Below are 25,795 nucleotides of genomic sequence, written 5' to 3' on the forward strand. Positions count from 1 at the left end.
GACGACGGAATCGGCATCTCGGCTTGCTTCCGTTCGCTGATTCCGTGACACTCGACGGGTGACCAAAGACCTCGACGAGGTGTCCAAGCGCATCATCGAGGAGCTGCAGGCCGACGGGCGCCGGTCCTACGCGTCGGTCGGCAAGTCGGTGGGTCTGTCCGAGGCCGCGGTGCGGAACCGGGTGCAGAAGCTCAGCGACAGCGGGCTCCTGCAGATCGTCGCGGTCACCGATCCGTTGCGCGTCGGGTTCGCCCGACAGGCCATGATCGGGATCCGCTGCACCGGCGACTCGGTGGCCGTCGCGAACGCACTGGCCGAGATCGACGAGATCGACTACGTGGTGCTCACCGCGGGCTCGTTCGACGTCGTCGTCGAGGTGGTGTGCGAGGACGACTCCCGCCTGCTCGAACTGCTCAACCAGAAGATCCGCGCCCAGCCGGGCGTGACCACGACCGAGACGCTCGTCTACCTGAAACTCGTCAAACAGCAATACAACTGGGGTACACGATGACCACGACACCGATCGAGCCGGCGCACGGCTCCATCACCGATCCCACCTCCGACGTCGGATCCCGCAGCGCGCGACATCTGTGGGGTCACTTCGCCCGTCACGGGGCGGAGATCGTCCCGCCCGTGATCACCCGCGGCGAGGGCGTCCGGATCTTCGACGACCGCGGTCGGAGCTACCTCGACGGGCTGTCGGGGCTGTTCGTCGTGCAGCTCGGGCACGGACGCGAGGAACTCGCCCGTGCCGCCGCCGCACAGGCCTCGACCCTCGCCTACTTCCCGCTCTGGTCCTACACCACGCCGCCGGCGGTCGAGCTCGCCGAGCGCCTCGCGGCGTACGCCCCGGGCGACCTCAACCGCGTCTTCTTCACCACCGGCGGCGGTGAGGCCGTCGAGAGCGCCTGGAAGCTCGCGAAGAAGTACTTCAAGCTCACCGGCAAACCGTTGAAGCACAAGGTGATCTCGCGCTCGGTGGCCTACCACGGCACACCGCAGGGGGCACTCGCGATCACCGGCATCCCGGCCATGAAGCAGGATTTCGAACCGCTGACCCCGGGTGCGTTCCGTGCGCCGAACACGAACTTCTACCGCGCACCCGAGCACGGCGACGACGAGAAGGCGTTCGGCCGCTGGGCCGCCGACCGCATCGCCGAGGCCATCGAGTTCGAGGGCCCCGACACGGTGGCCGCGGTGTTCCTCGAGCCCGTCCAGAACGCCGGGGGCTGCTTCCCGCCCCCGCCCGGCTACTTCGAGCGGGTCCGCGAGATCTGCGACGAGTACGACGTGCTGCTCGTCTCCGACGAGGTGATCTGCGCGTTCGGACGCATCGGGTCGATGTTCGCCTGCGACGACTTCGGCTACGTCCCCGACATCATCACCTGCGCCAAGGGTATGACCTCGGGCTACTCCCCCATCGGTGCCATGATCGCGAGCGATCGTCTGTTCGAGCCGTTCTCCGACGGCATGACGTCGTTCGCGCACGGCTACACGTTCGGTGGTCACCCGGTGTCGGCGGCCGTCGCGCTGGCCAACCTCGACATCTTCGACGCCGAGGGGATCACCGACCACGTGAAGGAGACCGCGCCGGCGTTCCGCGCGACGCTCGAGCGGCTGCACGACCTGCCGATCGTCGGTGACGTCCGGGGTGAGGGGTTCTTCTACGGGATCGAGCTCGTGAAGGACAAGGCGACGAAGGAGACGTTCACCGACGAGGAGTCGGAGCGGGTGCTGCGCGGGTTCCTCTCGCACGCCCTGTTCGACGCGGGTCTGTACTGCCGCGCCGACGACCGGGGCGACCCGGTGGTCCAGCTGGCCCCGCCGCTCATCAGCGGTCAGGCCGAGTTCGACGAGATCGAGTCGATCCTGCGGTCGGTGCTCACCGAGGCGTACACGAAGATCTGAGCACCCCGCGGTGCACCGATCGTTCGCATCGGTGATGATCGGATCCGTGCCCGATCTCGAGATCACCCGCCCCGGCGCCGTGCTCGCCTGTGACCCGCCCTCGGCGGGCACCCCGATCACCGTCGTCGCGCACGGCATGTCGTCGAGCCGGGAGGCCATGGACGGCGACGGTGTCTTCGACTGGAGTCCCGTCGGCGAGGACGGTCGTGGCCTCGTGCGCTACGACGCGCGCGGGCACGGCCGCTCGACCGGCGGCACCGACCCCGTCGACTTCACGTGGACGTGGCTCGCCGAGGACCTGCTCGCCGTGATCGAGACGGTCTCCCCCGACGGGCCCGTCGACGTGATCGGCATGTCGATGGGCACCGCGAGTGCGCTGTACGCCGCCCTGCGCGCCCCCGACCGCATCCGACGACTCGTCCTGGCGATCCCGCCGACGGCCTGGGACACCCGCGCATCGCACGTCGCGGGATATCGCGACGGCGCCGACATCGTCGACGAGGCCGGGATCGACGCGTTCCTCGCCGCCGCGGCCGAGCAACCGCAGCCACCGATCCTGGAGACGCTCCAGCGACGGCCGTACACCGCCGACGTGCGTGCGGAGTGCTTCGCCGCGCTGCTGCGCGGGGCCGCCGACTCCGATCTCCCCGACCCCGCCGAGCTCACCCGCGTCACGCACCCGACGCTGCTGCTGCCGTGGGACACCGATCCCGGCCATCCCGTCAGCACCGCCGAGCGACTCGCCGACGCGCTGCCGAACGCGACCCTGCAGATCGCCCGGACACCCGACGAGGTGCGCGGATGGGGACGCGACGCGGCGCGGTTCCTCACGCAGGCCTGATCCGCCCGGTAGGTTCGGCGCTCATGCGAGGTGTGTCCCGGGCGATGCGGGTGACGGTCGCCGCGGGTCTGATCGCGGGGTCGACCCTGCTCCCGGTCGCCGTCGCCGGTGCGGCCCCGGCCGCCGCCGAGCCCACAGCCCCGGTCGTCGCGCCGTCGACCCCCGACACCGAGGCGTGCCCCTACCGGGTGTCCCCGGCACCCCCGGTCGACAACTCCGAGGTCCCGCCGTCGGGACAGCAGGCCCCGTCGCCGCTGCCGGTGCCGCAGCCACCGGTCGGCGGTGAACGGCTCGCCGCGTGCGGCGTGGTGACGCCGTCGTCGACGGCGCCGGTGCCGGGAGGTCTGACATCCGCCGGATGGCTGGTCGCCGACGCCACGAACGGCACCGTCGTCGCCGCGAAGGACCCGCACGGTCGGTACCGTCCGGCGTCGACGATCAAGACGCTCCTGGCGCTCGTCGCCCTGCGCGACCTCGACCTGGACACCGTGGTGACCGGCACCCGCGAGGACTACGGCATGGAGGGCGACTCCGCGGGGATCGGCCCGGGCGGCCGGTACACGGTGCGACAGCTGCTCCAGGGCCTGCTGATGGTGTCGGGCAACGACTGCGCCAACGCACTGGCCCGCGAACTCGGTGGGTACGAGGCCGCCGTCGGGAAGATGAACGACCTCGCGCACTCGCTCGGCGCCGAGGACACCCGGGCGGCGTCGCCGTCGGGACTCGACGCGCCCGGGATGAGCACCTCGCCCTACGACCTCGCGCTGATCTTCCGTGCGGGACTGCGGAACCCGACGTTCCGCGACCTCATCTCCCACGTCGACGCACCCTTCCCCGGCTACCCCCCGCTTCCCGAGGTCCCCGGCGACAAACCGCACGTCGGGTACCAGATGCAGAGCCAGAACCGGCTGCTCGTCGACGGCTTCCCCGGCGTGATCGGCGGCAAGACCGGATACACCGACGACGCCCGCAAGACCTACGTGGGCGCCGTCGACCGCGACGGCCGCACCCTCGTCGTGGTCCAGATGTACGGCCTGAACGAGGCGGGCGACCTGTACTGGGACCAGTCGAAGGCGCTCCTGGACTGGGGCTTCGCGACGCCCCGCACCGCGTCGGTGGGCACCCTCGTCGACGGGCCCGCGTCGGAGTCGGCGACGACCACCTCGCCGCGACGGTCGAACTCCGGCCCCGCCCTCGCCCAGAACGTCTCCGACGAGGGGCCGTCGGACAGTGGCGTCAGCTACCGCCTCGTCGTCGGCGGGATCGGGACCGTCGTCGTGCTCGGCCTGGTCGTCGCCGCGGTGAGGATCAACCGCCGCACGCGTTAGATTGACCCGGTGACGACGACCCCGACGGCCGCGCCGCGGCCGTCCGGGAGACCGGTCGCCCGCGGGGTGCGATGTCTGGCTGTCGCCGCGACCGCGTCGTCGATGAGCGTCGCCGCCCACGCCGCCGGCGGGGCGAGCCCGTCGATGTCCGCCGCGACCGCCGTCGTCGTGGCGACGACCGCGATCAGCGCCCTCGTGCTGGGGCGCGCGTCGTCGCCGGCGACCCACCGTGTCGGTGCGGCCACACCGATCGGGGCGGTGGTCCTGCTCGATCAGGTGGTCGCCCACGTCCTGCTCCACCTCGAGCACGTCCTGTCGGGCGGGCACGAAGCGATGTCCGGTGCCGTCTCCCCCGGGATGCCGACCGACGCTCACGCCGGGCACGCCATGCTCTCGGCCACCCCTGGCGATCACGCGATGGGAACGGCGCCGTCCGTCTCGATGCTGCTGCCCTCACCGGCGATGCTCGCGGCGCATGTGATCGGTGCCGTCGTCGCGGGGATGGTGCTCGCCGCGGCGTTCGTCCTGGCCGACCGGGTGACCGCGGCGCGGCATCGCGTCCTGTCCCGCCCCCGTCCCCCCGCGACCGTCGGTCGGCCGTCTCTACGGCGGACAGGTGTCATCGGCGCAGCGACGCCGGGTCACGTCCGACTCGACCGCTCCCGCGGCCCACCGCCGCAGCTCGTCTGACGATCCCCCTCCCCACCCGGATGCGCCCTCGCGCGTCCGGGCAGCGCCGCGTGCGCACCTCACAGAGAGCTGACAACCATGTCCGTGGACACACCCGTGCCCGGGTCCGGCGCCGCCGCGCCCCCGGCCGACCGAGAACCCGACCCGCGGCCGAGGCGCCGCACCGACCCGGGCCGCACCGCACGCGGGCGGTTCCTGCGCCGCGTCTGGCGATTGCACTTCTACGCCGGCATGATCGCCGGCCCCGTGCTCCTCCTGCTGGCGCTGACCGGGGTGGTGATCCTGTACACCGACCCGATCCAGTCGGTGCTGCACCGCGACCTGTTCTCGGTGTCCGAGCGGGCCTCCACCGTCGACCTCGACCGGCAGGTCGCGTCGGCGGTCGCGTCCATCGGCGACGGTGCCGAGGTGGTGTCGGTGACACCCCCGCAGGCCGCGGACCGCTCGACGCGCGTCGACGTGCTGCGCGACGGATGGGACACCGCGCGCTCGGTCTACGTCGACCCCTACACCGGGACAGTCCTCGGGTCGATGAAGGAGGGTGACGACCTCGTCGGACTCGTCAACCGCCTGCACGGTTTCCTCAACAACGACGCCGTGACGGTCCCGTTGCCGTCGCTGGCCCACCTCGTGGACCCGACGAACCACCCGTCGGCCGTCGTCGACATCCCGCTCGGGTCGCTCGTCATCGAGATCGTCACCGTCTGGACCCTCGTCCTCGCGATCAGCGGCATCTACCTGTGGTGGCCGCGTCGGTCGGAGAAGGGCAAACGACTGTTCTCCGTGCGGTGGTCGAAGGGCGGCCGTGTGCGGTGGCGCGACCTGCACGCGGTGAGCGGGGTCGGGTTGGCCGGGATCCTGGTCGCGTTCGTGGTCAGCGGGATGCCGTGGTCGGACTACTGGGGTGAGGACTGGCGCGCGGTCGCGTCCACCGTCACGCCATCGGCCGAGCCGGAGTACACGTCGTCACCGGTGACGATCGGCGAGCTCGACCGCTTCGGCAGACAGATCGTGTGGTCCGACCGCGACCGCGCGGTCGCGGCGTCGGACCCGACCTGGACGGAGGGGCCGGCCACGATCGACTGGGACGCGGTCGCCCGCATCGGCCGCGAGGAGGGCATGGTCCCCGGCTACTCGATCTTCCCGCCGGCGACGTCGTCGCAGGGCGGCTCGGCGCTCGGCGCGGTGACCCTGGTGAACCACTGGCCGCAGCGTCTCGACGAGCAGCGGACCGTGTTCCTGGACCGGTTCTCCGGGCGCACGCTCGGCGAGACCACCGCCGCCGACAGCGGGATCCTCGCCCGGGCAACCGACTTCGGCGTCAACATGCACATGGGCACCCAGTACGGGGTCGTGACACGGGTGGCCGCGACGCTCGGGTGCCTGCTCGTCGTCGCGAGTCTGGTCACGTCGTACGCGATGTGGTGGCGGCGACGTCCGACGGGTACCGCGGGCCTCCCCCGGACGTCGGCCCGGCGGGACACGACACACACCCGGGGGTCGATCGGTCTCGTCGTGATCGCCGCACTGCTCGCGGTGGTGTACCCGTCGTTCGGGTTGTCGGTGGTGGCGATCCTCGTCCTCGACGCCGGGCGTCAGTACTTCGTCGCGCGTCGACGCAGTCGCGCCGCCGGGGAGGTGTTGATCTAGCCGCGCCCGCCGCGCCGCAGTCGCAGCCACCCGGCGGCGACTGCGGCGCCGGCGGCGATTGCCGTCACCACACGGACGGATCCCGCGCCGGGCGCGACGGCGACCCGCGGTTCGATGAGCACGGGATCGGGCACGGCGGCCGTCGCGAAGCGGAGGTTCTGCGGATCCGTGGCCGCCCACGCCGTCGCGAACAGCACGATGCGCGTGGTGAAGAACGCGAACACCATGATCCCGATGATGGGACCGAACGTGGCTCCGGCCGGCCCCGACAGCACGCTCTTGAGGTAGAAGGTCGCGATGCCCTTGAAGATCTCGAACACGACCGCGGTGAGCAGGCCCGCCTTGACGGCGTTGCGGTACGGCAGCGGGATCCGCGGCAGCCGCGCGATGGCCCAGGTGAACAACAGGGTGGACGCGGCCAGCGACACCACGATGGACACGACACGGACCACGATGAACATCCCGGGGACGTCGCCGAGCCCGATGTGGTCCAGGATCCACTGCGTGAGTCCGCTGCCGGCCAGTGCCGACAACCCGAACGACACCGCGAGCGCGACGAACAGCCCGATCAGGGCGCCGAGGTCGCCGATCTTGGTGCGCACGAACGACTGCGACGGCGGCTCCGGACCCCACTGCACCGTCAGGGCGTTGCGCAGGTTGGCCATCCACCCCAGGCCCGAGTACACGGCGAGCAGCAGACCGATGATGCCGATGGACGTCCGCGACGCGATGGCCTGGTCGATGAGGTCGTTGAGCTGGTTGCCCATGTCGCCGGAGACCGAGTCGGTGATCTGCTGCTTGGCCTGGTCGAGCAGATCGGGACTGTAGACGAAGACGAAGCCCGCGATCGCGAACGCGACCATGAGCACCGGGAACAGCGCCAGCACGCTGAAGTAGGTCGCACCCGCCGCGAAGAAGTCACCCTTCGAGCCCTGGTACCGGGACCCGGCCGCGACGAGGTGGTCGAGCCAGGCGTGCTTCGCCCGGAGGTCGTCGAGGCGGGAGGGCTTCTCGTCCTGCTCGGTCGTCGTGTCCGCCATCGTCACCCGTCCCTCGTGCCCTACGGCCGTGTCGCGCCCAACAATCCCACCCTGTCATAGACCCGGGCGAGCGTCTGCGACGCGACCTCGCGGGCCCGCCCGGCCCCCCGCGCCAGGATCGTGTCGAGCTCGGCCGGGTCGGCCATGAGCTCGTCGACCCGGCTGCGCAGCGGGGAGACGAAGTCGGTGAGGACCTGAGCGGTCTCGACCTTCAGGTCCCCGTACCCCTTTCCGGCGAAGTGCTCGACGAGTTGCTCGACCGGTGTGCCCGACAACGCGGAGTGGATGGTGAGCAGGTTGGTGACGCCCGGCTTGTTCTCGCGGTCGACGACGATCTCGCGTCCGGCGTCGGTCACCGCCGACCGCACCTTCTTCGCCGAGCGCTTCGGGTCGTCGAGGAGGTTGATCAGCCCCGCGTCGGACTCGGCCGACTTGCTCATCTTCGCGGTCGGGTTCTGCAGGTCGTAGATCTTCGCCGTCTCGGACACGATGTGCGCCTCGGGCACGACGAACGTCTCACCGAACCGGGAGTTGAAGCGCTGCGCCAGATTTCGCGTGAGTTCGAGGTGCTGGCGCTGATCCTCTCCGACCGGGACACGGGTGACGTCGAACGCGAGGATGTCGGCGGCCATGAGGATCGGGTAGGTGAACAGCCCGACCCCGGCCGCGTCGGCACCACCCTTCGCGGACTTGTCCTTGAACTGCGTCATCCGGCCGGCCTCGCCGAAACCGGTGATGCACGACAGGACCCACGTCAGCTGGGAGATCTCGGGAACGTGCGACTGGACGTACAGCGTCGCCGACGACGGGTCGATGCCGACGGCGATCATCTGCGCGACCGTCCGGCGGGTCCGATCCGCCAAGGTCGCGGGATCGAATGCCGCGGTGAGGGCGTGCAGGTCGGGGATGAAGTAGAAGGCGTCGTCGTACTGGTCCTGCAGAGCGACCCACTGCCGCAGCGCGCCCAGGTAGTTCCCGAGGTGGACCGAGTCGCTGGTCGGCTGGATGCCGGAGAGCACGCGCTGGGTGGTCATGGATCAGATTGTCTCAGAACGGCTCAATCGAATTCGACGGTGACCGGTGCGTGGTCGGACCAGCGACGGTCGTAGGCACTCGGGCGTTCGACGTGCGCGGTGCGCGCACGCTGCGCCATCAGCGGATCGGCCAGGTGGTAGTCGATGCGCCACCCCGCGTCGGTGTCGAACGCCTTGCCGCGCCACGACCACCACGAGTAGGGCCCGTCGACGTCACCGACGACGTCTCGGAGGACGTCGCGCCAGCGCCCGGCCAGCACCTCGTCGACCCAGGCCCGCTCCTCCGGCAGGAAGCCGGGGCTCTTCTGGTTGCCCTTCCAGTTCTTGATGTCCCGGGTGTCGTGGGCGATGTTCCAGTCCCCCGCCACGACGACCCCGCGACGCCTTCGGCCGAGCGCGGACAGATGGTCGCCGAACGCGTCGAGGAACCGGAACTTCTCGTCTCGCTTCTCCCCGTCGGCGGCACCCTTCGGGAGGTACAGCGAGCCGAGGGTGAGGGCCGGATCATCGCCGTCCGCGGGGACGTCGACCTCGAGATAGCGCCCGGTGTCGTCGAATTCGTCGCTGCCGAACCCGACACGGACCGCGTCGACGTCGACCGTGGAGAGCACCCCGACGCCCGCGTGCCCCTTCTTCACCGACTCGCACATCGACAGGTGCCACCCGGCGTCGAGGGCGGGAGCCAACGCCTCGCGCGCCTGGTCCTCGCTCGCCCGGATCTCCTGGATCAGCACGAAACGACGACCGGTCGGGTCACCGAGCCACGGCAGGATCCCGGGGTTGTCGGGGTTGCGCTCCTTCACCGCCGCGCGGATCCCGTTGACGTTGGCCGTGGTGACGATGGTGGACACGGGCAGCGAGTCTAGGCAGCGGCGCCGACACGGCCGCGCCGGGAGGCGACCACCGCGCGGCGGCGGGCCGCCACGGTTGCCGCCACCAGCACGACGAGACCGGCTATCGCGAGACCCGCACCGAGCACCGACGGCGCCCGGTAGCCGAGACCGGCACCGATGACCACGCCGCCGAGCCACGCACCCGCGGCGTTGGCCACGTTGAGCGCCGAGTGGTTCAGGGCCGCGGCGAGTGTCTGGGCGTCCTCCGCGGTGTCCATCAGCCGGGTCTGCAGCGCGGGCACGAGCGCCGAGCCGGTGACGCCGACGGCGAACACCAGCGGCACGGCGACCCACACGGTGCCGGCGAACGCGGCGAACGCCAGGAGGACGCCGGCGATGGCGGCGAGACCGACCGCGAGGGTGAGGGTCACCGACCGGTCGGCCAGGGCACCGCCGACGATGTTGCCGGCCACCATGCCCAGACCGAACAGCATGAGAGCGATGGGGACGAGACCTCCGGGCAGGCCGGAGACGTCCGTCAGCGTCGTGTGGATGTAGGTGTAGAAGGCGAACATCCCGCCGAAGCCGACGATGCCGATGAGCACGGTGAACAGCACCTGCGGCCGACGCAGCGCGCCCAGCTCGGTGAGCGGGTTGGTCACGGTCATCGACCCCAGGGTCGGCAGGAACCGCAGCAGCGCGACGAGGGTCGCGAGCCCGATCACGACGACGAGCGCGAACGCCGACCGCCAGCCGAGGTGCTCGCCCAGCCACGTCGCGACGGGCACGCCGACCACGTTCGCGACGGACAGCCCGAGCATCACCTGACCGACGGCCTTGGCGCGGCTACCGGGACCGGCGAGGTGCGAGGCGACCAACGCCGCGACGCCGAAGAAGGCGCCGTGCGGGAGACCGGAGACGAACCGGGCGATCATCAACGTCGTCTGGTCCGGCGCGAGCACGCTGGCCAGGTTGCCGACGGTGAAGGCGACCATCAGCCCGACGAGCAACCTGCGGCGGGACATCCGCGCGGTGAGCGCCGCGATCACCGGCGCCCCGACGACGACACCCAGCGCGTACGCCGAGATCACATGTCCTGCAGAGGGTTCCGACACCCCCAGCGACGACGCGATGTCGGGCAGGAGCCCCATCGCGACGAACTCGGTCGTGCCGATGCCGAAACCGCCGAGCGCCAGTGCGAGGATCGCCCAGCGCCGCACCGACCGCGACACCGGCGCACCGAGCGGCACCGCGTCGGTGGTCGCGGTGCCGGTGCGGTCGGTGAGGTTCTGGTCGGTGCTCTGATGGACGACGGTCACGAGGGAATCGAACCGCACACCGGCCCGTGGGCATCCCTCACGAGGCGGTGAGACTGTTCACACCGCTTCGGACCGCTCGGCGGTCAGCTGTCGCGACGTGCCGCGGCCAGGTTGTCGTCGATCGCGGCGAGGAACTCCTCGGTGGTGAGGTAGGACTGGTCGCCGCCGACGAGCAGCGCGAGGTCCTTCGTCATCTTGCCGCTCTCGACGGTGTTGATGACGACGTCCTCGAGCTGATGGGCGAACTCGATGACCTCGGGGGTGTTGTCGAGCTTGCCGCGGTGGTCGAGTCCACGGGTCCAGGCGAAGATCGACGCGATCGGGTTGGTCGAGGTCGGCTTGCCCTGCTGGTGCTGGCGGAAGTGCCGCGTGACGGTGCCGTGCGCGGCCTCCGCCTCACAGATGCCGCCGTCCGGGGTGAGGAGCACCGACGTCATGAGGCCCAGCGAGCCGTAGCCCTGCGCGACCGTGTCCGACTGGACATCGCCGTCGTAGTTCTTGCACGCCCAGACGTAGCCACCCTCCCACTTCAGGGAGGACGCGACCATGTCGTCGATGAGCCGGTGCTCGTAGTGGATCCCGGCCGCGTCGAACTCGGACTTGAACTCCTTCTCGAAGACGTCGGCGAAGATGTCCTTGAACGCGCCGTCGTACGCCTTGAGGATCGTGTTCTTGGTCGAGAGGTAGACGGGGTAGTTGCGCTGCAGGCCGTAGTTGAACGAGGCGCGCGCGAAGTCCTCGATGGACTTGTTGAAGTTGTACATGCCCATCACGACGCCGCCCTCCTCCGGCATCTGCACGACCTCGTGCTCGATGGGGTCGGAGCCGTCCTCGGGGGTGTAGGTGATGGTGACCGTGCCGGCGCCGGGGACCTTGAAGTCGGTGGCGCGGTACTGGTCACCGAACGCGTGACGGCCGACGACGACCGGCTTCGTCCAGCCGGGCACCAGACGCGGGACGTTCGAGATGATGATGGGCGCGCGGAAGATGGTGCCGCCGAGGATGTTGCGGATGGTGCCGTTGGGCGACCGCCACATCTTCTTCAGGCCGAACTCCTCGACGCGGGCCTCGTCGGGGGTGATGGTGGCGCACTTGACGCCGACACCGTGCTTCTGGATGGCGTGCGCGGCATCGACCGTGACCTGGTCGTCGGTCTCGTCGCGGTACTCGATGCCGAGGTCGTAATAGTCCAGGTCGACGTCGAGGTAGGGGTGGATCAGCTTCTCTTTGATGAACTGCCAGATGATCCGGGTCATCTCGTCGCCGTCGAGTTCGACGACCGTGCCCTCTACCTTGATCTTGCCCATGTGACTGAACGTCCTCCTCGGCGTGGTGGCCGGCCCCCGGCGGGCACCTCGTGAGTGCCGGTGTGGAGCCGAGTCCACCGTAGTCCGCTCCCTCGACGCCGTCCGCACCGAGTGCTCGGTCGGGGAACGGGGCGGGTTGCGATCACCGCGATCCGGAAGGCTGCCCGGGCGGAATTCGCGATGCTATATCCTTGGCGCCAGGTCATGAGTGTCAGCGACAAGCCCCGGCTCGGCTGACCGGCAACCCTCCAACCGCGGTGGGGTGCTCCGGGTGAAAGACCAGGTTGTGGGACCGGACCGGTCCCCACGGCAAGCGCGGGTCCGATGGTCGGACCCCCCGGGCGGCGATGCCCGGTGCGACCACAAGGAAGCCCTCTCACGATGAGCGATCTCCCCTACGACGGCACCCTCGAGCCCGACGACCCCACCGCGAACTGGAGCTTCGAGACGAAGCAGATCCACGCCGGCCAGACGGCGGACGCGGCCACCTCCGCACGGGCCCTGCCGATCTACCAGACGACCTCGTACACCTTCCGCGACACGAAGCACGCCGCGGACCTGTTCGGCCTCGCCGAGCCGGGCAACATCTACACCCGCATCATGAACCCGACGCAGGATGCGGTCGAGCAGCGCATCGCCGCGCTCGAGGGGGGCGTGGCCGCGCTCCTCGTCGCGTCGGGCCAGGCCGCGGAGACCTACGCGATCCTGAACGTCGTCGAGACGGGCGGGCACGTCGTCTCCAGCCCGCGGCTCTACGGCGGCACGTACAACCTCTTCCACTACACGCTGCCCAAGCTCGGCATCGAGGTCTCGTTCGTCGAGAACCCCGACGACATCGAGTCGTGGCGTGCGGCGGTGCGTCCGACCACCCGGGCGTTCTACGGCGAGACCATCGCCAACCCGAACAACGAGATCCTCGACATCCCCGCGGTGTCGGCGCTGGCACACGAGAACGGCGTGCCGCTCATCGTCGACAACACCGTCGCGACGCCGTACCTGATCCAGCCGCTGTCGCACGGTGCCGACATCGTCGTGCACTCGGCGACGAAGTACATCGGTGGCCACGGCACCGCGGTGGGCGGAGTGATCGTCGACGGCGGGACGTTCGACTGGCGTGTGCAGCGCGACGGTCAGGACCTGTTCCCCGGTTTCACCACCCCGGATCCCAGCTATCACGGGGCGGTGTTCGCCGATCTCGGCGCGCCGGCCTTCGCGTTGAAGGCCCGCGTGCAGTGGCTGCGCGACACCGGTTCCGCGATCGCGCCGTTCAACGCGTTCCTCATCTCGCAGGGTCTGGAGACGCTCAGCCTGCGCATCGAGCGTCACGTCGAGAACGCCCGCAAGGTCGCCGAGTTCCTGGAGAGGCACGACCAGGTCGAGTCGGTCGCCTACGCCGGGCTCCCGTCGTCGCCGTGGTACGAGCGCGGCCAGAAGCTGGCGCCGCGCGGTCAGGGTGCCATCGTCGCGTTCGAGATCGTCGGTGGGGTCGACGCCGGCAAGAAGTTCGTCGACGCCCTCACACTGCACAGTCACGTCGCCAACATCGGTGACGTGCGGTCGCTGGTGATCCACCCGGCCTCGACCACCCACTCCCAGCTCGTGCCCGAGGAGCAGTTGGCGGCCGGCGTGACACCCGGCCTGGTCCGCCTCGCGGTGGGACTCGAGGGGGTCGACGACATCATCGCCGACCTCGAGCAGGGATTCCGAGCGGCCCACTGACGGTGGCGATCGACCCCCGGACACACATCGAGACCGACTGGGAGACACTCCCCGACGGGCAGCTGACCCGTGTTTCCGTGGGGTCGATCGCGCTCGACAACGGCGACGTCATCGACGACGTGACGATCGCCTTCCAGCGGTGGGGTCGCCTCTCGCCCGCCCGCGACAACGTCGTCATCACGCTGCACGCCCTGACGGGCGACTCGCACGTCATCGGCCCCCCGGGGCCCGGTCATCCGCTCCCCGGCTGGTGGGACGGACTGATCGGACCCGGCTGCGCCGTCGACACCGACGAGTGGTGTGTGATCTCCGCGAACGTGCTCGGGGGGTGCGGTGGGTCCACGGGCCCGGCGTCGCCCGGCCCGGACGGTCGCGCGTGGGGGTCCCGCTTCCCGCACATCACCGTGCTCGACCAGGTGCGCGCCGAGGTCGCCCTGATGGACGTCCTCGGGATCGATTCCGTCGCATCGGTTCTCGGTGGATCGATGGGTGGTGCGCGCTCGCTGGAGTGGATGATCGGATTCCCCGATCGGGTCCGCAGCGCCCTGGTGCTCGCCGTCGGTCCCCGCGCCACCGCGGACCAGATCGGCACGCAGACCACGCAGATCGCCGCGATCACCGCCGACCCGGCGTGGCAGGGCGGCGACTACCACGGCACCGGTCAGGTGCCGAGGGCCGGACTCGGCGTCGCCCGTCGCGTCGCGCACATGTATTACCGCTCGGAGATCGAGCTGGACAACCGGTTCCAGAACCAGCATCAGGGCGACGAGGACCCGTTGGCCGGCGGCCGGTACGCGGTGCAGAGCTACCTCGAGCACCAGGCCGACAAGCTGATCGCCCGGTTCGACCCGGGCAGCTACGTCGTGCTCAGCGAGGTGCTGAACAACCACGACGTCGGGCGCAACCGCGGCGGGACCCGCGTCGCCCTCGAGTCGTGCCACGTCCCCTGCATCGTCGGGGGCATCTCGTCGGATCGTCTGTATCCGTTGCGGACTCAGGCCGAGCTCGCCGAGCAGCTCGCCGGCTGCGTCGGCGGACTGCACGTCGTCCAGTCCGACAGCGGCCACGACGGCTTCCTCACCGAGTTCGACGCCGTCGCCGATCTCCTCAAGCGCACCATGGAACTCGCGCGCACCTGAGGTTCGCTTCTCGCCCGCGTCTTTCCCGCCTCGCCTGCGGTCTCCGCGTCTCGCGTCCGCGTAACGGGCTTCGCCCGCCGAATTGCGCGGGCGAGCCTTGTGTCCCGTGGCGAGACCCTCAAGTCAGGGCGCGGGCGGGGTCTCCGTGGTCGGTCGGGTCTGCGCCGAGAAGCCCTGCACCCCTGAGGAATCGGGGTTCACCGACTCGGGCGCCGTGGTCGGTCCGGGGATCGGGGTGAACGGGTAGGGCGTGAGCGACGGGGAATCTGTCACCGACGACTCCAACGGCGCGGTGGTCGACGGCGGCGTGATGGTGGAGGTCGGGACGTCGCGGCCCTCGGTGGTGGGCAGCTGCGTCGTCGCCCACGGACGCGGGGTGCGTGGCGGGTCCACGGCGTCGTCGTCGACGGGGGACGTGGTCGTCACCGGATCGTCGGTCGGCGCGGTCCGGGTCGAGGTCGGCCTCGACGTCGACGACGCGGTCGCTCGCTGGCTGACCGTCGCGGTGGCGGTCGCGGGCGCGGTCGCCGACGTCGACGGGTTGTCGTCGTCACCGATGACGGACGCCCCCTGGACACGCACCCCGACGACGACCGCGGTGAGCATGGCCGCGACCAGGACGGCACCCATCACGGCGACCGGCACGACCGACAACAGGTCGCGGTGTCGGCGACCGCCGAGGAACTCGAGTGCCGTCGGAGCGCCCTGACCGGGGCGGGCGGCCAGGGCCGCACCGACGGCGCCGACGAGCTCCGGCGCCTCGGGGACGACGGGCTCCTCGGCCAGCACCCGGGCGAATGCCGCCCGCACCGATGCCATGGTGGCCAGTCCGCCGACCAGGACGACCGGTGTGTGCAGGAGTGCGAGGTCCCCCGCGCGTATGCCCGCGACGACGTCGGCGACCGCCGTGACGCCGTCGGCGACGAGATCGTCCACCATCGACGCGGTGATGGTGAACCGTTGGCCCGCAACGCTGACGATCGTCGAGTCTGATTCCGCCAGCTCCTCTTTCGCGGTCCGACAGGCGCTGCGCAACTCGGCGCGCCGCCGCCTCCCGAGGTCGGTCATGGTCGCGGCGGCACGCTCGGCGAGGGCGGTGTCGATAGCGGCACCCGACAATGCGGTGGTGCGCTCGGGGACGGTGGCGGTGCCGTCGCCGGTGTCGATGACGAACACCGAGGTGCCGCTGTCGCCGGCGTCGACGACGATGACGCGGGGATGCGCGGCCACCGCCCCGGACTGCGCCAGGGCACGGCCGATCGCCTCGGGATCGTCGACGACGTGGACCTGCCGTCGCGACCCGGCGCCGCCGGTGGGGATCGTCCCGCCGCGGGCGGCGACGCCGATCGCGGCGACCGTGAGATCGGCGGCCGCGGCGCGGTCGAGCATCAGATCGATGCCGGAGTTGAGGCGACCGGCGCGGTCGAGTCGGTCGGTGGGGTCGACGTCGATGACGCGGGAGTCGACCCGGGTGCGGTCGTGATCGTCCACCGTGACCAGCGCGCAGTGGACCATGCCGCTGCCGGCCGACAGGCCGAGGGTCGTCGTGGTGGGGTGCGTCATCGTCTTCCGGAGTCGGGCCCGGCGCGGGCTGCTCACGCGCCGATCTGGTCGTCGAACCCGTCAAGGATAGTGGGTCCACGACGTCCCCGGCGACCCACTATTGATCGATACCGGTGCCCAGGGCGTCGATGGAGGCGGCCATCCAGATGATGATGCCGCCGGCGACAGCGGTCGCGACGACGTCGGAGATTCTCCCTCTGACCTGCAACAACCCGACACGGGAGCTGGGCAGGAGGGCGCGCAGGACCGAGGCGAGCAACGACGCCGCGCCGAAGACGAACGCGCCGCGGCGCCAGCGGTCGACGATGACGAACACGAACGCCACGACGATCAGCGTCGCGACCAGCAGGAACGGGATCTGGACGAGGATCCAGCGGATGCGCCGCGCCCGGTGGACCGAGGCGGCGGTGCGTCCCCCGGGCGGGATGGCCTGCGGGGTCCGCGACCGTGTCACACCGGCGCCCCGGCGCTCGCGGCCACCTCGGACTCGGCCTGCTCCACCACGTTGACCAGCAGGAACGCTCGGGTGAGCGGTCCGACGCCACCCGGGTTGGGCGAGACGTGCCCCGCGACCTCCCAGACGTCGGGGTGGACGTCGCCGACGAGGCCGGCGTCGGTGCGGCTGACACCCACGTCGACGACGGCCGCTCCCGGCGCCACCATGTCCGGGGTGATCAGGTGCGGGGACCCCGCCGCGGCCACCACGATGTCGGCGCGGGAGACCTCGGCGGCCAGGTCACGTGTACCGGTGTGACACAACGTCACCGTCGCGTTCTCGCTGCGGCGGGTCAGCAGCAGTCCGATGGTGCGTCCGATGGTCACGCCGCGTCCGACGACCACGACGCGGGCACCGTCGAGCGGGATGTCATAGCGGCGCAGCAGGTGGATGACGCCGCGCGGGGTGCACGGCAGCGGTGCGGGCGCCCCCAGCACCAGGCGACCCAGGTTGACCGGGTGCAGGCCGTCGGCGTCCTTACGCGGGTCGATGCGCTCGAGAGCCGCGGTCGCGTCGACGTGGTTCGGCAGCGGGAGCTGCACGATGTATCCGGTGCAGGCGGGGTCGGCGTTGAGGTCGTCGATGGCGGCGTCGATGTCCGCGCTGGTCGCGTCGGCGGGCAGGTCACGCCGGATGGACGCGATGCCCAGCTTCGCGCAGTCGGCGTGCTTGCCGCGGACGTAGGCCTGCGAGCCGGGGTCGTCGCCGACGAGGATGGTGCCCAGGCCGGGAGTCCGACCGGCGGCGGTGAGTGCCTCGACCCGGCCACGCAGGTCGGAGAAGATCTCGTCGCGCGTGGCCTTGCCGTCCAGTGCTGTCGCCGTCACGCGACCATTGTCGCCGATCGCGCGCCGACCGCCGGGATCAGGCCCGCCGCGCCCGTCCGGCGCGCACCGTCGAGACCGCCCACGCGCTCGCCCGGGTCCGCAGCGCGGTCGCCGGCCGCAGGTGGGGCAGGGCGGGGATCAGCGGTTCGGCGACCAGTTCCGACTCGGGGACCCGTTCGACGATGTGCGGCGACACCGGCGGCAGGTCGGCGTCGAGTCGTTCGACGATGTGCGGCGAGACCGGCGGGAGCTCGGCCCGCACCCGTGGCACGCGGCGGCCCGCCTGGATGATCGGGTAGCACCCGAGGCCGATCAGCGCGGCACAGAGGTGGCCGATGTCGGTGAACGTCGGATGGCCGCCGTCGAGGAACGGTCCGACGACCGGTGTCAGACAAAGCGCGAGCAGCGCGGCGGCCCACACGAACCGCCACCTCCACGCGAGCCGGAAGGTCATGATGCCCGCGACACCGGCGAGGCCGTAGCTGACGCCGATGTCGATGACGTTGATGTCCGCCTGGGGCGCGCGACCGGAGTCGATGGCCCACAACAGCACGCTCTGGCTGATGTACGTCGCCCCGACGTGGGCGACGACGACCACGATGAACCAGCGCATCGTGCCGAGCCATCGCTCGACCGTGGCGTGGATGGCGGCGTAGGCGATCGCGTACAGGAACCACCCGTCGCCGTCGATCCAGAGGGCGCTGCGGACGAGGCTTGGCAGGGGGTCGTGCATGAGGTGTCGCAGGTTGGTCGAGCGGCTGCGCAGGATGTCGGTGAGCTCGGTGGCGCCGACGCGGTGCGCCACGATCGTCGTCACGAAGAGGATGCCCAGCCAGATGAAGGTGCCGGGGGCCGACCGCACGTACCGACCGACCGCGCCGCCGAGGCGGCGGACGGTGTCGCGGGTGAACGCTGTGGCCATCGGATCTCTCTCGTGTGCTCTCGCGGGGGCGACGTCCGGTGGTCGTCGGCCGCCCGCATCCGGCACAGTGAGCGTCCGTGTTCCGCATTTTGTTCCACGAGCCGTGCATACCGCCCAATACGGGCAACGCCATCCGCCTGGCGGCCAACACGGGATCGGAGCTGCACCTCGTCGAGCCCCTCGGGTTCGACCTCGACGAGGCGAAGGTCCGCCGCGCGGGCCTGGACTACCACGACATGGCGTCGGTCACGGTGCACCCGGATCTGGAGACGGCATGGACCGCGCTGTCGCCGGAACGGGTGTTCGCGTTCACCGCGCACGCGTCCGACAACTTCGCGGCCGTCGACTATCGCCCGGGCGACGTGCTGCTGTTCGGGCCGGAGCCGACAGGCCTGTCGCAGGAGGTCCTCGCCGACCCGCACGTCACGGCCCGGCTGCGCATCCCGATGCTCCCCGGTCGGCGATCGCTCAACCTCGCGAACGCGGCGAGCATCGTCGTCTACGAGGCGTGGCGGCAGAACGGGTTCGACGGCGCGGTGTGAGCGCTCACCGCCAGTCCCGTGATCGTGTCCCGACCCGGAGGTCCATGCGTTCGAGGTGTTCGGCGACGACGGTGACCGCGCCCTCGGCGTTCTGCACCGTGCCGCGGATGATCAGCGCCGACGCGGTGGACGCCAGGCGGCGGTAGCGCTTCCACAGCCCGACCGAACAGACGACGTTCACCATGCCGGTCTCGTCCTCGAGGTTGATGAACGTGACCCCCGACGCGGTCGCCGGGCGCTGCCGGTGGGTGACCGCTCCCCCGACCACCACGCGCGAGCCGTCGGGCACCGACAGCAGCCCGTCCGCGGGCACGACGCCCATCGCGTCGAGTCGGGGCCGGAGGAACTGTGTCGGATAGGAGTTCGGGGTGACGCCGGTCGCCCACGCGTCGGCGGCGGCCAGTTCCACGTCACCCAGTCCGGGCAACACCGGCGCCTGCGACGCGGCCACCAGCTCCAGCTGGTCGTCGCGCTCGAGGGCGGCGGCGCCGGCGTCCCAGAGCGCCTGTCGTCGACTGCCGCCGAAGCAGTCGAACGCACCCGCGGTCGCCAGCGCCTCCAGCTGGCGCTCGGTGAGTCGGGTACGTCGGGCCAGGTCGGCGGGGCTGCGGTACGGGCCGTCGGCGTCCCGCCGGTCGACGATGAGCTGCGCGACGTCGTCGCCGATGTGCCGGACAGACCCCAGCGCCATCCGCACCTCGAGGCCGTCGTTCTCGAGGTTCGCGTACGCCAGCGAGATGTTGATGTCGGGACCGTGCACCCGCACCCCGTGCCGACGGGCGTCGGCCACGAGCGACTGCGGCGAGTAGAAGCCCATGGGCTGCGCCCGCAGCAGCGCGGCGCAGAACGCGGCCGGGTGGTGCAGCTTGAACCAGGACGAGTAGTAGACCAGCGCGGCAAAGCTCTGCGAATGACTCTCCGGGAAGCCGAAGTTGGCGAACGCGGCCATCTTCTCGAAGACGCGGTCGGCGACGTCGCCGACGATGCCGTGGGTGGTCCGCATCCCGTCGTAGAACCGCTGCTTGAGGCGTTCCATCTTCTCCGGCGACCGCTTGCTGCCCATCGCGCGACGCAGCTGGTCGGCCTCGGCCGCGTCGAACCCGGCGACGTCGACGGCGAGCTGCATCAGCTGTTCCTGGAACAGCGGCACCCCGAGCGTGCGTTCGAGCGCCGGACGCATCGACGGGTGTTCGAAGAGGACCGGTTCGAGTCCGTTGCGCCGCCGGACGTACGGATGCACCGACCCGCCCTGGATGGGCCCGGGCCGGATGAGTGCGACCTCCACGACGAGGTCGTAGAACTCGCGCGGTTTCAGTCGCGGCAAGGTGGCCATCTGGGCCCGGGACTCCACCTGGAACACACCGACCGAGTCGGCGGCGCAGAGCATCTCGTAGACCGGGGACTCGCCGAGGTCGATGCGGGCGAGGTCGACGTGGAGGCCCTTGTGCTCGGCGACGAGGTCGATCGCGTAGTGCAGCGCCGACAGCATGCCGAGGCCGAGGAGGTCGAACTTCACCAGGCCGATCGCGGCGCAGTCGTCCTTGTCCCACTGCAGCACACTGCGTCCGGGCATCCGCGCCCATTCGGTGGGGCACACGTCGGCGATGGGGCGGTCGCAGATGACCATGCCGCCGGAGTGGATCCCCATGTGCCGGGGGAGGTCCTCGATCTGCTCGGCGAGTTCCAGCACCTCGGCGGGGATGTCGTGTTCGGGGTTGCGCTTCTCGTCGACGGTCCGCCCGAACCGACTGACCTGCGAGCTCCACGCGTCCTGCTGACCCAGCGAATAGCCCAGTGCGCGGGCCATGTCCCGCACCGACGACCGCCCGCGGTAGGTGATGACGTTGGCGACCTGGGCGCTGTGGGTGCGACCGTATTTCTCGTAGACGTGCTGGATGGCCTCCTCACGTCGGTCGGACTCGATGTCGACGTCGATGTCGGGCGGGCCGTCGCGCTCCGGGGACAGGAACCGCTCGAAGAGCAGCGCGTTGCGCACCGGGTCGACGTTGGTGATCCCCAGGGCGTAGCAGACCGCGGAGTTGGCGGCGCTGCCGCGGCCCTGGCACAGGATGGTGCTGCGCTTGCAGAAGTCGACGATGTCGTGGACGACGAGGAAGTAGCCGGGAAAGTTGAGGGTGGCGATGATGGCGAGCTCGTGCTCGATCTGGCTGTACGCCTTCGGATGTGACTCCGGCGTCCCGTAGCGGTCGAGCGCACCGCGCATCGTGAGCTCCCGCAGCCAGGTGTTCTCGGTGTGGCCGGCCGGCACGTCGAACGGCGGCAGCTCCGGGGCGATGAGCCGCAGCTCGAAGGCACAGTCGCGGCCGAGCTGCGCGGCGGTGTCGATGGCCTCGGGGTGGGCCGAGAGCAGTCGCGCCATCTCGTCGCCGCTGCGCAGGTGTGCCCCGCCGAGTGGCCCGAGCCAGCCGGCGATCTCGTCGAGCGTGGACCGTGCGCGCACCGCGGCCATCGCCATGGCCAGCCGTCGGCGGTCGGGGGCGGCGAAGTGGGCACCGGTGGTCGCGACCGTCGCGACGCGGTGGGCGGCGGCGATGTCGGCGAGGACGGCGTTGCGCTCGTCGTCGGTCGGCATCGACTGCGCGGTCAATTCCACGACCACGTTGTCGCGGCCGAACAGGTCGATCAGCGAGCGTAGTTCGCGCTCGGCACCCGATCGCCCCTCGGCGTCGAGGGCGGCGCGGACGGCACCCTTGCGGCAGCCGGTGAGGATCATCAGGTTCCCGTCGGCGGCGTCGGCGAGGGCGTCGACGTCGTGGCGGACCAGACCCTTCTCCCCCGCGGCCATCTGCGCGACCGCGATCCGCCGCGACAGGGTGCGATACCCCTCCTGCCCGCGGGCGAGGACCAGCAGGTGGTGACCCTCGGGGTCGGGGACACCGGTGCGCGCGATGTCGTGAGCGAGGGACAGCTCCGCACCGAACACCGTCGGCAGGCCCCACTCGCGGGCCGCCTCGGCGAACCGGACGACGCCGTAGAGACCGTCGTGGTCGGTGACGGCGAGCGCCTCGAGCCCGAGCCGGTGCGCCTCGGTGACCATGTCCTCCGGAGAGCTGGCGCCGTCGAGGAAGCTGTACGAGGTGTGCGCGTGCAGTTCGGCGTACGGGACGGTGCTGCGGACCCGTTCGACGTCGGAGGCCTGGTAGGGCTCCCGTTTGCGGGACCAGGCGGGGCTGTCACCGCCGTCGCCGAGGTACCCCTCCCCGGGGCGACCACCGGCGGGGGCGCGGCCCGAGAGGACCCGCTCCATCTCCGCCCAGGTCGGCGGACCCTCGTTCCAGCCCACCACCCGACGATACCGCGTCGTCGAACATGTTTTCGAACAACGGGGTGCCGGGCTCAGCCGAGTGCTGCGCCGTAGACGTGCTCGACGGTCATCGTCATGAGGACCCGACGGTCGTCGACCATGACCTGCCGGTACTCCTCCCAGTCGGGGTGCTCGCCGCCGCTGCCGCGCCGGTAGTACTCGACGAGAGCGTCGACCTCCGCACTGTGCGGGTCCGTGCTCGGGCCCTGCAGCGTGACGGGCCCCTGCGCCGTCGCCCAGGACCGGCCGTCGGACGACGTGAACTCGATCGCCGCCCGCGGGTCACGCCGCAGGTTCGCGGTCTTGGCCCGGCCCTCGGTCATCGACACACGGATGGTGTCGGAGTCCCGGTCGTACACCGCGGTGACCGGTGACAGCTGCGGCAGACCGTCGGATCGGATGGTGGCCAGCACGCCCAGGCTCGACGTCGCGATGAGGTCCCGGGGATCGAAGTCGCTCATGCGGTGACCAACCCGCGGCCGGGTGCCGGTGTTCCGGTGCGAGATGGTGTCGCCGAGCGATACCGGACAGCACCGGAGATCAGTCGGCGTGGCCCACGACATTGACGATCGTGCCGTCGGGTGCGCGGACGAAGAACCGGCGGACACCCCACTCCTCGGTCGTCAGCGGGTGCACGATCTCGAGGCCTCGTCGCTGCGCGTCGGCATACGCCTCCTCGACACCGTCGACCTCCACCGAGATGTGCGAGTCCTCCGCGGAGGACGCGTCCCGGGTGACGAGCTGGACCTGAGCCCGCCCATCCGGGGTGGCCAGCCGCGCGACCCATCCGTGATCCATCAGGACCTCACCCAGCCCGAGGAAGTCGGTGTAGAAGTCGCGAGCCTCCTCGCTGTCCGGAACCGAGATGTTGACGACGATGCCGGTCGGTCGCATGACACTCCTCTGCAGACGATGCCGGGTACATCTCGTCTGTCGTCACCGGGCGCGGGAACCCGTCGGTCTAGGGTGGCGCTCGATGGACACCCCCTACGTCGCGGTCGACCTCGCCGTGCTGCGAGCGAACATCACCGCGATGGCGGAGGCGACGAGCGCCACGGGGTTGGCGCTCCGCCCGCACGCCAAGACCCACAAGTGCGCCCAGATCGCCGGGATGCAGCGCGACGCGGGGGCCGTCGGGCTGACCGTCGCGACGATCGGCGAGGCGGAGGCGTTCGCCGCGGCCGGGTTCGACGACCTCTTCATCGCCTACCCGCTGTACCTCTCGGACACGAAGGCCCGCCGTCTCGCCGACGTCGCCACGACGGCGAGTGTGCGCGTCGCCGTCGACTCCGTCGAGGGCGCGGTCGCGATGGCGAGTGCGCTCGGGGAGAACCGCGGTCGCGTCGAGGTGCTCGTCGAGATCGACAGCGGACACCACCGGACCGGGGGCGATCCCGCCGCCGCGGGCGAGGTCGCGCAGGCCGCGCGCGATCACGGCCTGCGGGTGGTCGGGGTCTTCACGTTCCCCGGCCACGGGTACTCCCCCGACGCACGCCTCGCCGCGGCGCGCCAGGAGCGCGACGCGATCGCGGTCGCGGCCGACGCCCTGGCGGCCCGGGGCATCGATGCGACGATCCGCAGCGGTGGGTCCACACCGACGGTCGAGGCCGCCACCGGCGACGTCCTCACCGAGGTGCGTCCTGGCGTCTACCCGTTCAACGACGCCCAGCAGTTCCACCTCGGGCGGATCGGCGTGGACGACATCGCGCTGAGCGTGACGGCCACGGTCGTCCGCCGATCCGGCGACCGGTTCGTCCTCGACGCCGGGAGCAAGGTGCTGGGAACCGAGAAGCCCGCATACGTCGACGGTTTCGCCCTCCTCCCCGACCGCCTCGACGCCCGCGTCGTCGCCCTCTCGGAGCACCATGCGACGGTCGAGACGTCCGGCGTCGTCCCCGACCTCGGCGCACAGGTCCGGGTGGTGCCGAACCACGTCTGCATCACCGTCAACCTCGTCGACGAGCTGATCGTCGTCGACGGCGGGGACGTGGTCGATCGATGGCCGGTCATCGCGCGCGGGGCCAACGCGTGAGGTGGACCCTGCGGTCGGCGCTCTGCCTGGTGGTGGTCGGCGTGTCGGGATGCGCTGTGGCACAGCCACCTCCGGACACCGCACAGCTCAGCCGCGCACCGAGCGTCACCTTCACCCAACGTGGCATCGACTCGGTCCGGGACGCGAGCGTCCTCGTCGTCGACGGCACCCGTCGCCTCGGGGTCGCGCTCGCCCGCTCCGACGGGTCGGCCGGACGGTCCCCGAACGTGCTCGTCGCACCGTTCAGCGCGATGACCGCGCTGCAGACGGTGCGCGCCGGGGCGTCCGGCCGTGCGGCCGACGAGATCGACCGCGCCGTCGGCGCCTATCGCCCGGCGGCGGTCGCGGCGCTGCTCGGGCAGCTCGCCGTGGTCGCCGGCGACCCGGGCACCGTCGACACCGGCAACCCGCCGCCGGTGCCGCTGTACCACCAGGGCACCGGCGTCTTCCTGCGCACCGGGACACCGCCGCGGCGGCCCTACCTCGACGAGGTGAGCCGATACGTCGACACCGGCGTCTACCCGCTCGCCTTCGGGACCGAGCAGGCCGATCGGGCCCTGGACGAGTGGACCACGGTGAACACCGGCAGTCAGCAGACACGGCCGCCGATCACCACGGACCGCTCCACCGCGCTCGCCGTCGCCGCCACCGCGTTCCTGGCGGGGTCGTGGACGCAGCCGTTCCTGCCGAACGACACCGTCGACGGCACCTTCACCACCGACTCGGGACGAACGGTGCAGACGCCGATCATGCGGGGGTCCACGACGGCACGCCTGGCACGCGGCAGCGGCTGGTCGGCGCTGGAGCTCCCGTTCGCGGGCGCCGATCTCGCGCTGCAGATCGTGCTCCCCGACCGCCCCGGCGACGTGGCCGCCGCACTCGACGACGGCGTTCTCGCCGACGTCGCGACCGCACTGCGTCAGGCCCCGACAGGGCCCGACGTCGCGGTGAGCCTGCCGCGGTGGACGACCTCGACGTCGACGGACATGCGACCCGCGCTGACCGATCTCGGTGTGCGGTCGATGTTCTCGGGTGGTCTCGACGCGATCGCGCAGGACGCGTCCGTCGGGTCGATCGGCGTGTCGGGCGCACTGACGATCGCCGAACGCGGCACCGCCGGCTTCGCCGACACGACGACCACCGGTCCGTCTACCGCCCCGACGACACCGTCGACAGGCGACGGTTTCACCGCCGACCGCCCGTTCGTCTACCAGGTGGTGGACACCTCGACGTCGCTGCCGCTGCTCGTCGGGGTGCTGCGCGACCCGAGTGTGTCGTGA

General features: G+C 71.0%; 23 protein-coding genes and 1 riboswitch. Of the genes, 11 read left to right on the forward strand and 12 right to left on the reverse strand.

From position 1 onward, the window contains the following. The first annotated feature begins 58 nt into the window (after nucleotides 1-58). The 6 genes from LX12_RS07735 to LX12_RS07760 all read left to right on the forward strand — a co-directional run bounded on the left by LX12_RS07735 (nucleotide 59) and on the right by LX12_RS07760 (nucleotide 6,417). Nucleotides 59-511, forward strand: coding sequence for an Lrp/AsnC family transcriptional regulator (locus tag LX12_RS07735; protein WP_253653970.1), 453 nt, complete (start codon nucleotides 59-61; stop codon nucleotides 509-511). Further along, a complete protein-coding gene (locus LX12_RS07740) occupies nucleotides 508-1,908 on the forward strand; it encodes an aspartate aminotransferase family protein (protein ID WP_253653971.1) in 1,401 nt (466 codons plus the stop codon). Before LX12_RS07735 ends, LX12_RS07740 begins: the two co-directional genes overlap by 4 nt. Before the next feature lie 46 nt (nucleotides 1,909-1,954). Next, nucleotides 1,955-2,749, forward strand: coding sequence for an alpha/beta fold hydrolase (locus LX12_RS07745; RefSeq protein WP_253653972.1), 795 nt, complete (start codon nucleotides 1,955-1,957; stop codon nucleotides 2,747-2,749). Nucleotides 2,750-2,772: 23 nt separating this feature from the next. Further along, a complete protein-coding gene (locus LX12_RS07750; RefSeq protein WP_253653973.1) occupies nucleotides 2,773-4,077 on the forward strand; it encodes a D-alanyl-D-alanine carboxypeptidase family protein in 1,305 nt (434 codons plus the stop codon). Between the two features lie 9 nt (nucleotides 4,078-4,086). Further along, entirely contained in the window at nucleotides 4,087-4,767 is a 681-nt protein-coding gene (locus tag LX12_RS07755; RefSeq protein ID WP_253653974.1) for a hypothetical protein, read from the forward strand. 78 nt (nucleotides 4,768-4,845) lie between these two features. Next, nucleotides 4,846-6,417, forward strand: a complete 1,572-nt coding sequence (locus LX12_RS07760) for a PepSY-associated TM helix domain-containing protein (RefSeq protein ID WP_253653975.1) — start codon at nucleotides 4,846-4,848, stop codon at nucleotides 6,415-6,417. Here the strand turns inward: LX12_RS07760 and yhjD are convergent. From yhjD to LX12_RS07785, 5 genes are all read right to left on the reverse strand, one after another. Beyond that, nucleotides 6,414-7,457: an inner membrane protein YhjD gene (gene yhjD / locus LX12_RS07765; protein ID WP_253653976.1), complete on the reverse strand. Its 1,044-nt coding sequence runs from the start codon at nucleotides 7,455-7,457 to the stop codon at nucleotides 6,414-6,416. The two genes, LX12_RS07760 and yhjD, sit on opposite strands and share 4 nt — an antisense overlap. 20 nt (nucleotides 7,458-7,477) lie before the next feature. Next, entirely contained in the window at nucleotides 7,478-8,491 is a 1,014-nt protein-coding gene (gene trpS, locus LX12_RS07770; protein WP_253653977.1) for a tryptophan--tRNA ligase, read from the reverse strand. 23 nt (nucleotides 8,492-8,514) lie between these two features. Continuing rightward, nucleotides 8,515-9,342: an exodeoxyribonuclease III gene (locus tag LX12_RS07775; protein ID WP_253653978.1), complete on the reverse strand. Its 828-nt coding sequence runs from the start codon at nucleotides 9,340-9,342 to the stop codon at nucleotides 8,515-8,517. An 11-nt stretch (nucleotides 9,343-9,353) separates the two neighbouring features. Beyond that, nucleotides 9,354-10,643 (reverse strand): MFS transporter, encoded by a 1,290-nt coding sequence (locus LX12_RS07780; protein ID WP_372504958.1) that lies wholly within the window; start codon nucleotides 10,641-10,643, stop codon nucleotides 9,354-9,356. An 83-nt stretch (nucleotides 10,644-10,726) separates the two neighbouring features. Next, a complete protein-coding gene (locus tag LX12_RS07785) occupies nucleotides 10,727-11,950 on the reverse strand; it encodes an NADP-dependent isocitrate dehydrogenase (protein WP_253653979.1) in 1,224 nt (407 codons plus the stop codon). Nucleotides 11,951-12,150: 200 nt separating this feature from the next. Further along, nucleotides 12,151-12,272, forward strand: a riboswitch (SAM riboswitch). Nucleotides 12,273-12,331: 59 nt separating this feature from the next. On the opposite strand from LX12_RS07785, the gene LX12_RS07790 reads away from it, so the two are divergent. Both LX12_RS07790 and metX read left to right on the forward strand, forming a co-directional pair. Then, nucleotides 12,332-13,669: a bifunctional o-acetylhomoserine/o-acetylserine sulfhydrylase gene (locus LX12_RS07790; protein ID WP_253653980.1), complete on the forward strand. Its 1,338-nt coding sequence runs from the start codon at nucleotides 12,332-12,334 to the stop codon at nucleotides 13,667-13,669. Continuing rightward, nucleotides 13,666-14,808: a homoserine O-acetyltransferase MetX gene (gene metX / locus LX12_RS07795; RefSeq protein ID WP_253654565.1), complete on the forward strand. Its 1,143-nt coding sequence runs from the start codon at nucleotides 13,666-13,668 to the stop codon at nucleotides 14,806-14,808. Before LX12_RS07790 ends, metX begins: the two co-directional genes overlap by 4 nt. Nucleotides 14,809-14,931: 123 nt before the next feature. Here metX and LX12_RS07800 read toward each other — a convergent pair whose 3' ends face one another. From LX12_RS07800 to LX12_RS07815, 4 genes are all read right to left on the reverse strand, one after another. Then, nucleotides 14,932-16,407: an Hsp70 family protein gene (locus LX12_RS07800; protein ID WP_253653981.1), complete on the reverse strand. Its 1,476-nt coding sequence runs from the start codon at nucleotides 16,405-16,407 to the stop codon at nucleotides 14,932-14,934. Between the two features lie 61 nt (nucleotides 16,408-16,468). Continuing rightward, nucleotides 16,469-16,825, reverse strand: coding sequence for a DUF3017 domain-containing protein (locus LX12_RS07805; RefSeq protein ID WP_372504959.1), 357 nt, complete (start codon nucleotides 16,823-16,825; stop codon nucleotides 16,469-16,471). Then, the gene (locus LX12_RS07810) at nucleotides 16,822-17,694 is read right to left on the reverse strand and encodes a bifunctional methylenetetrahydrofolate dehydrogenase/methenyltetrahydrofolate cyclohydrolase (RefSeq protein WP_253653982.1); all 873 of its coding nucleotides are present in this window, start codon (nucleotides 17,692-17,694) and stop codon (nucleotides 16,822-16,824) included. Before LX12_RS07810 ends, LX12_RS07805 begins: the two co-directional genes overlap by 4 nt. A 37-nt stretch (nucleotides 17,695-17,731) precedes the next feature. Continuing rightward, nucleotides 17,732-18,616, reverse strand: a complete 885-nt coding sequence (locus LX12_RS07815; protein WP_253653983.1) for a rhomboid-like protein — start codon at nucleotides 18,614-18,616, stop codon at nucleotides 17,732-17,734. A gap of 77 nt (nucleotides 18,617-18,693) precedes the next feature. Here LX12_RS07815 and LX12_RS07820 point away from each other — a divergent pair, with 77 nt between their 5' ends. Next, on the forward strand, nucleotides 18,694-19,158 hold the full coding sequence (locus LX12_RS07820) for a tRNA (cytidine(34)-2'-O)-methyltransferase (RefSeq protein WP_253653984.1): 465 nt from the start codon (nucleotides 18,694-18,696) through the stop codon (nucleotides 19,156-19,158). Nucleotides 19,159-19,162: 4 nt separating this feature from the next. Here the strand turns inward: LX12_RS07820 and LX12_RS07825 are convergent, their stop codons facing one another. The 3 genes from LX12_RS07825 to LX12_RS07835 all read right to left on the reverse strand — a co-directional run bounded on the left by LX12_RS07825 (nucleotide 19,163) and on the right by LX12_RS07835 (nucleotide 23,377). After that, complete coding sequence (locus LX12_RS07825; RefSeq protein WP_253653985.1) at nucleotides 19,163-22,462, reverse strand: error-prone DNA polymerase; 3,300 nt, start codon at nucleotides 22,460-22,462, stop codon at nucleotides 19,163-19,165. A 53-nt stretch (nucleotides 22,463-22,515) separates the two neighbouring features. Further along, nucleotides 22,516-22,944, reverse strand: coding sequence for a PPOX class F420-dependent oxidoreductase (locus LX12_RS07830; protein ID WP_253653986.1), 429 nt, complete (start codon nucleotides 22,942-22,944; stop codon nucleotides 22,516-22,518). A gap of 79 nt (nucleotides 22,945-23,023) precedes the next feature. After that, complete coding sequence (locus LX12_RS07835; protein ID WP_253653987.1) at nucleotides 23,024-23,377, reverse strand: VOC family protein; 354 nt, start codon at nucleotides 23,375-23,377, stop codon at nucleotides 23,024-23,026. Between the two features lie 82 nt (nucleotides 23,378-23,459). Here LX12_RS07835 and LX12_RS07840 point away from each other — a divergent pair, with 82 nt between their 5' ends. Next, entirely contained in the window at nucleotides 23,460-24,515 is a 1,056-nt protein-coding gene (locus LX12_RS07840; RefSeq protein ID WP_253653988.1) for an alanine racemase, read from the forward strand. 56 nt (nucleotides 24,516-24,571) lie between these two features. Beyond that, nucleotides 24,572-25,795: a serpin family protein gene (locus LX12_RS07845; protein WP_253653989.1), complete on the forward strand. Its 1,224-nt coding sequence runs from the start codon at nucleotides 24,572-24,574 to the stop codon at nucleotides 25,793-25,795.

The organism is Williamsia serinedens, from assembly GCF_024171725.1.
GTDB lineage: Bacteria > Actinomycetota > Actinomycetes > Mycobacteriales > Mycobacteriaceae > Williamsia_A > Williamsia_A serinedens.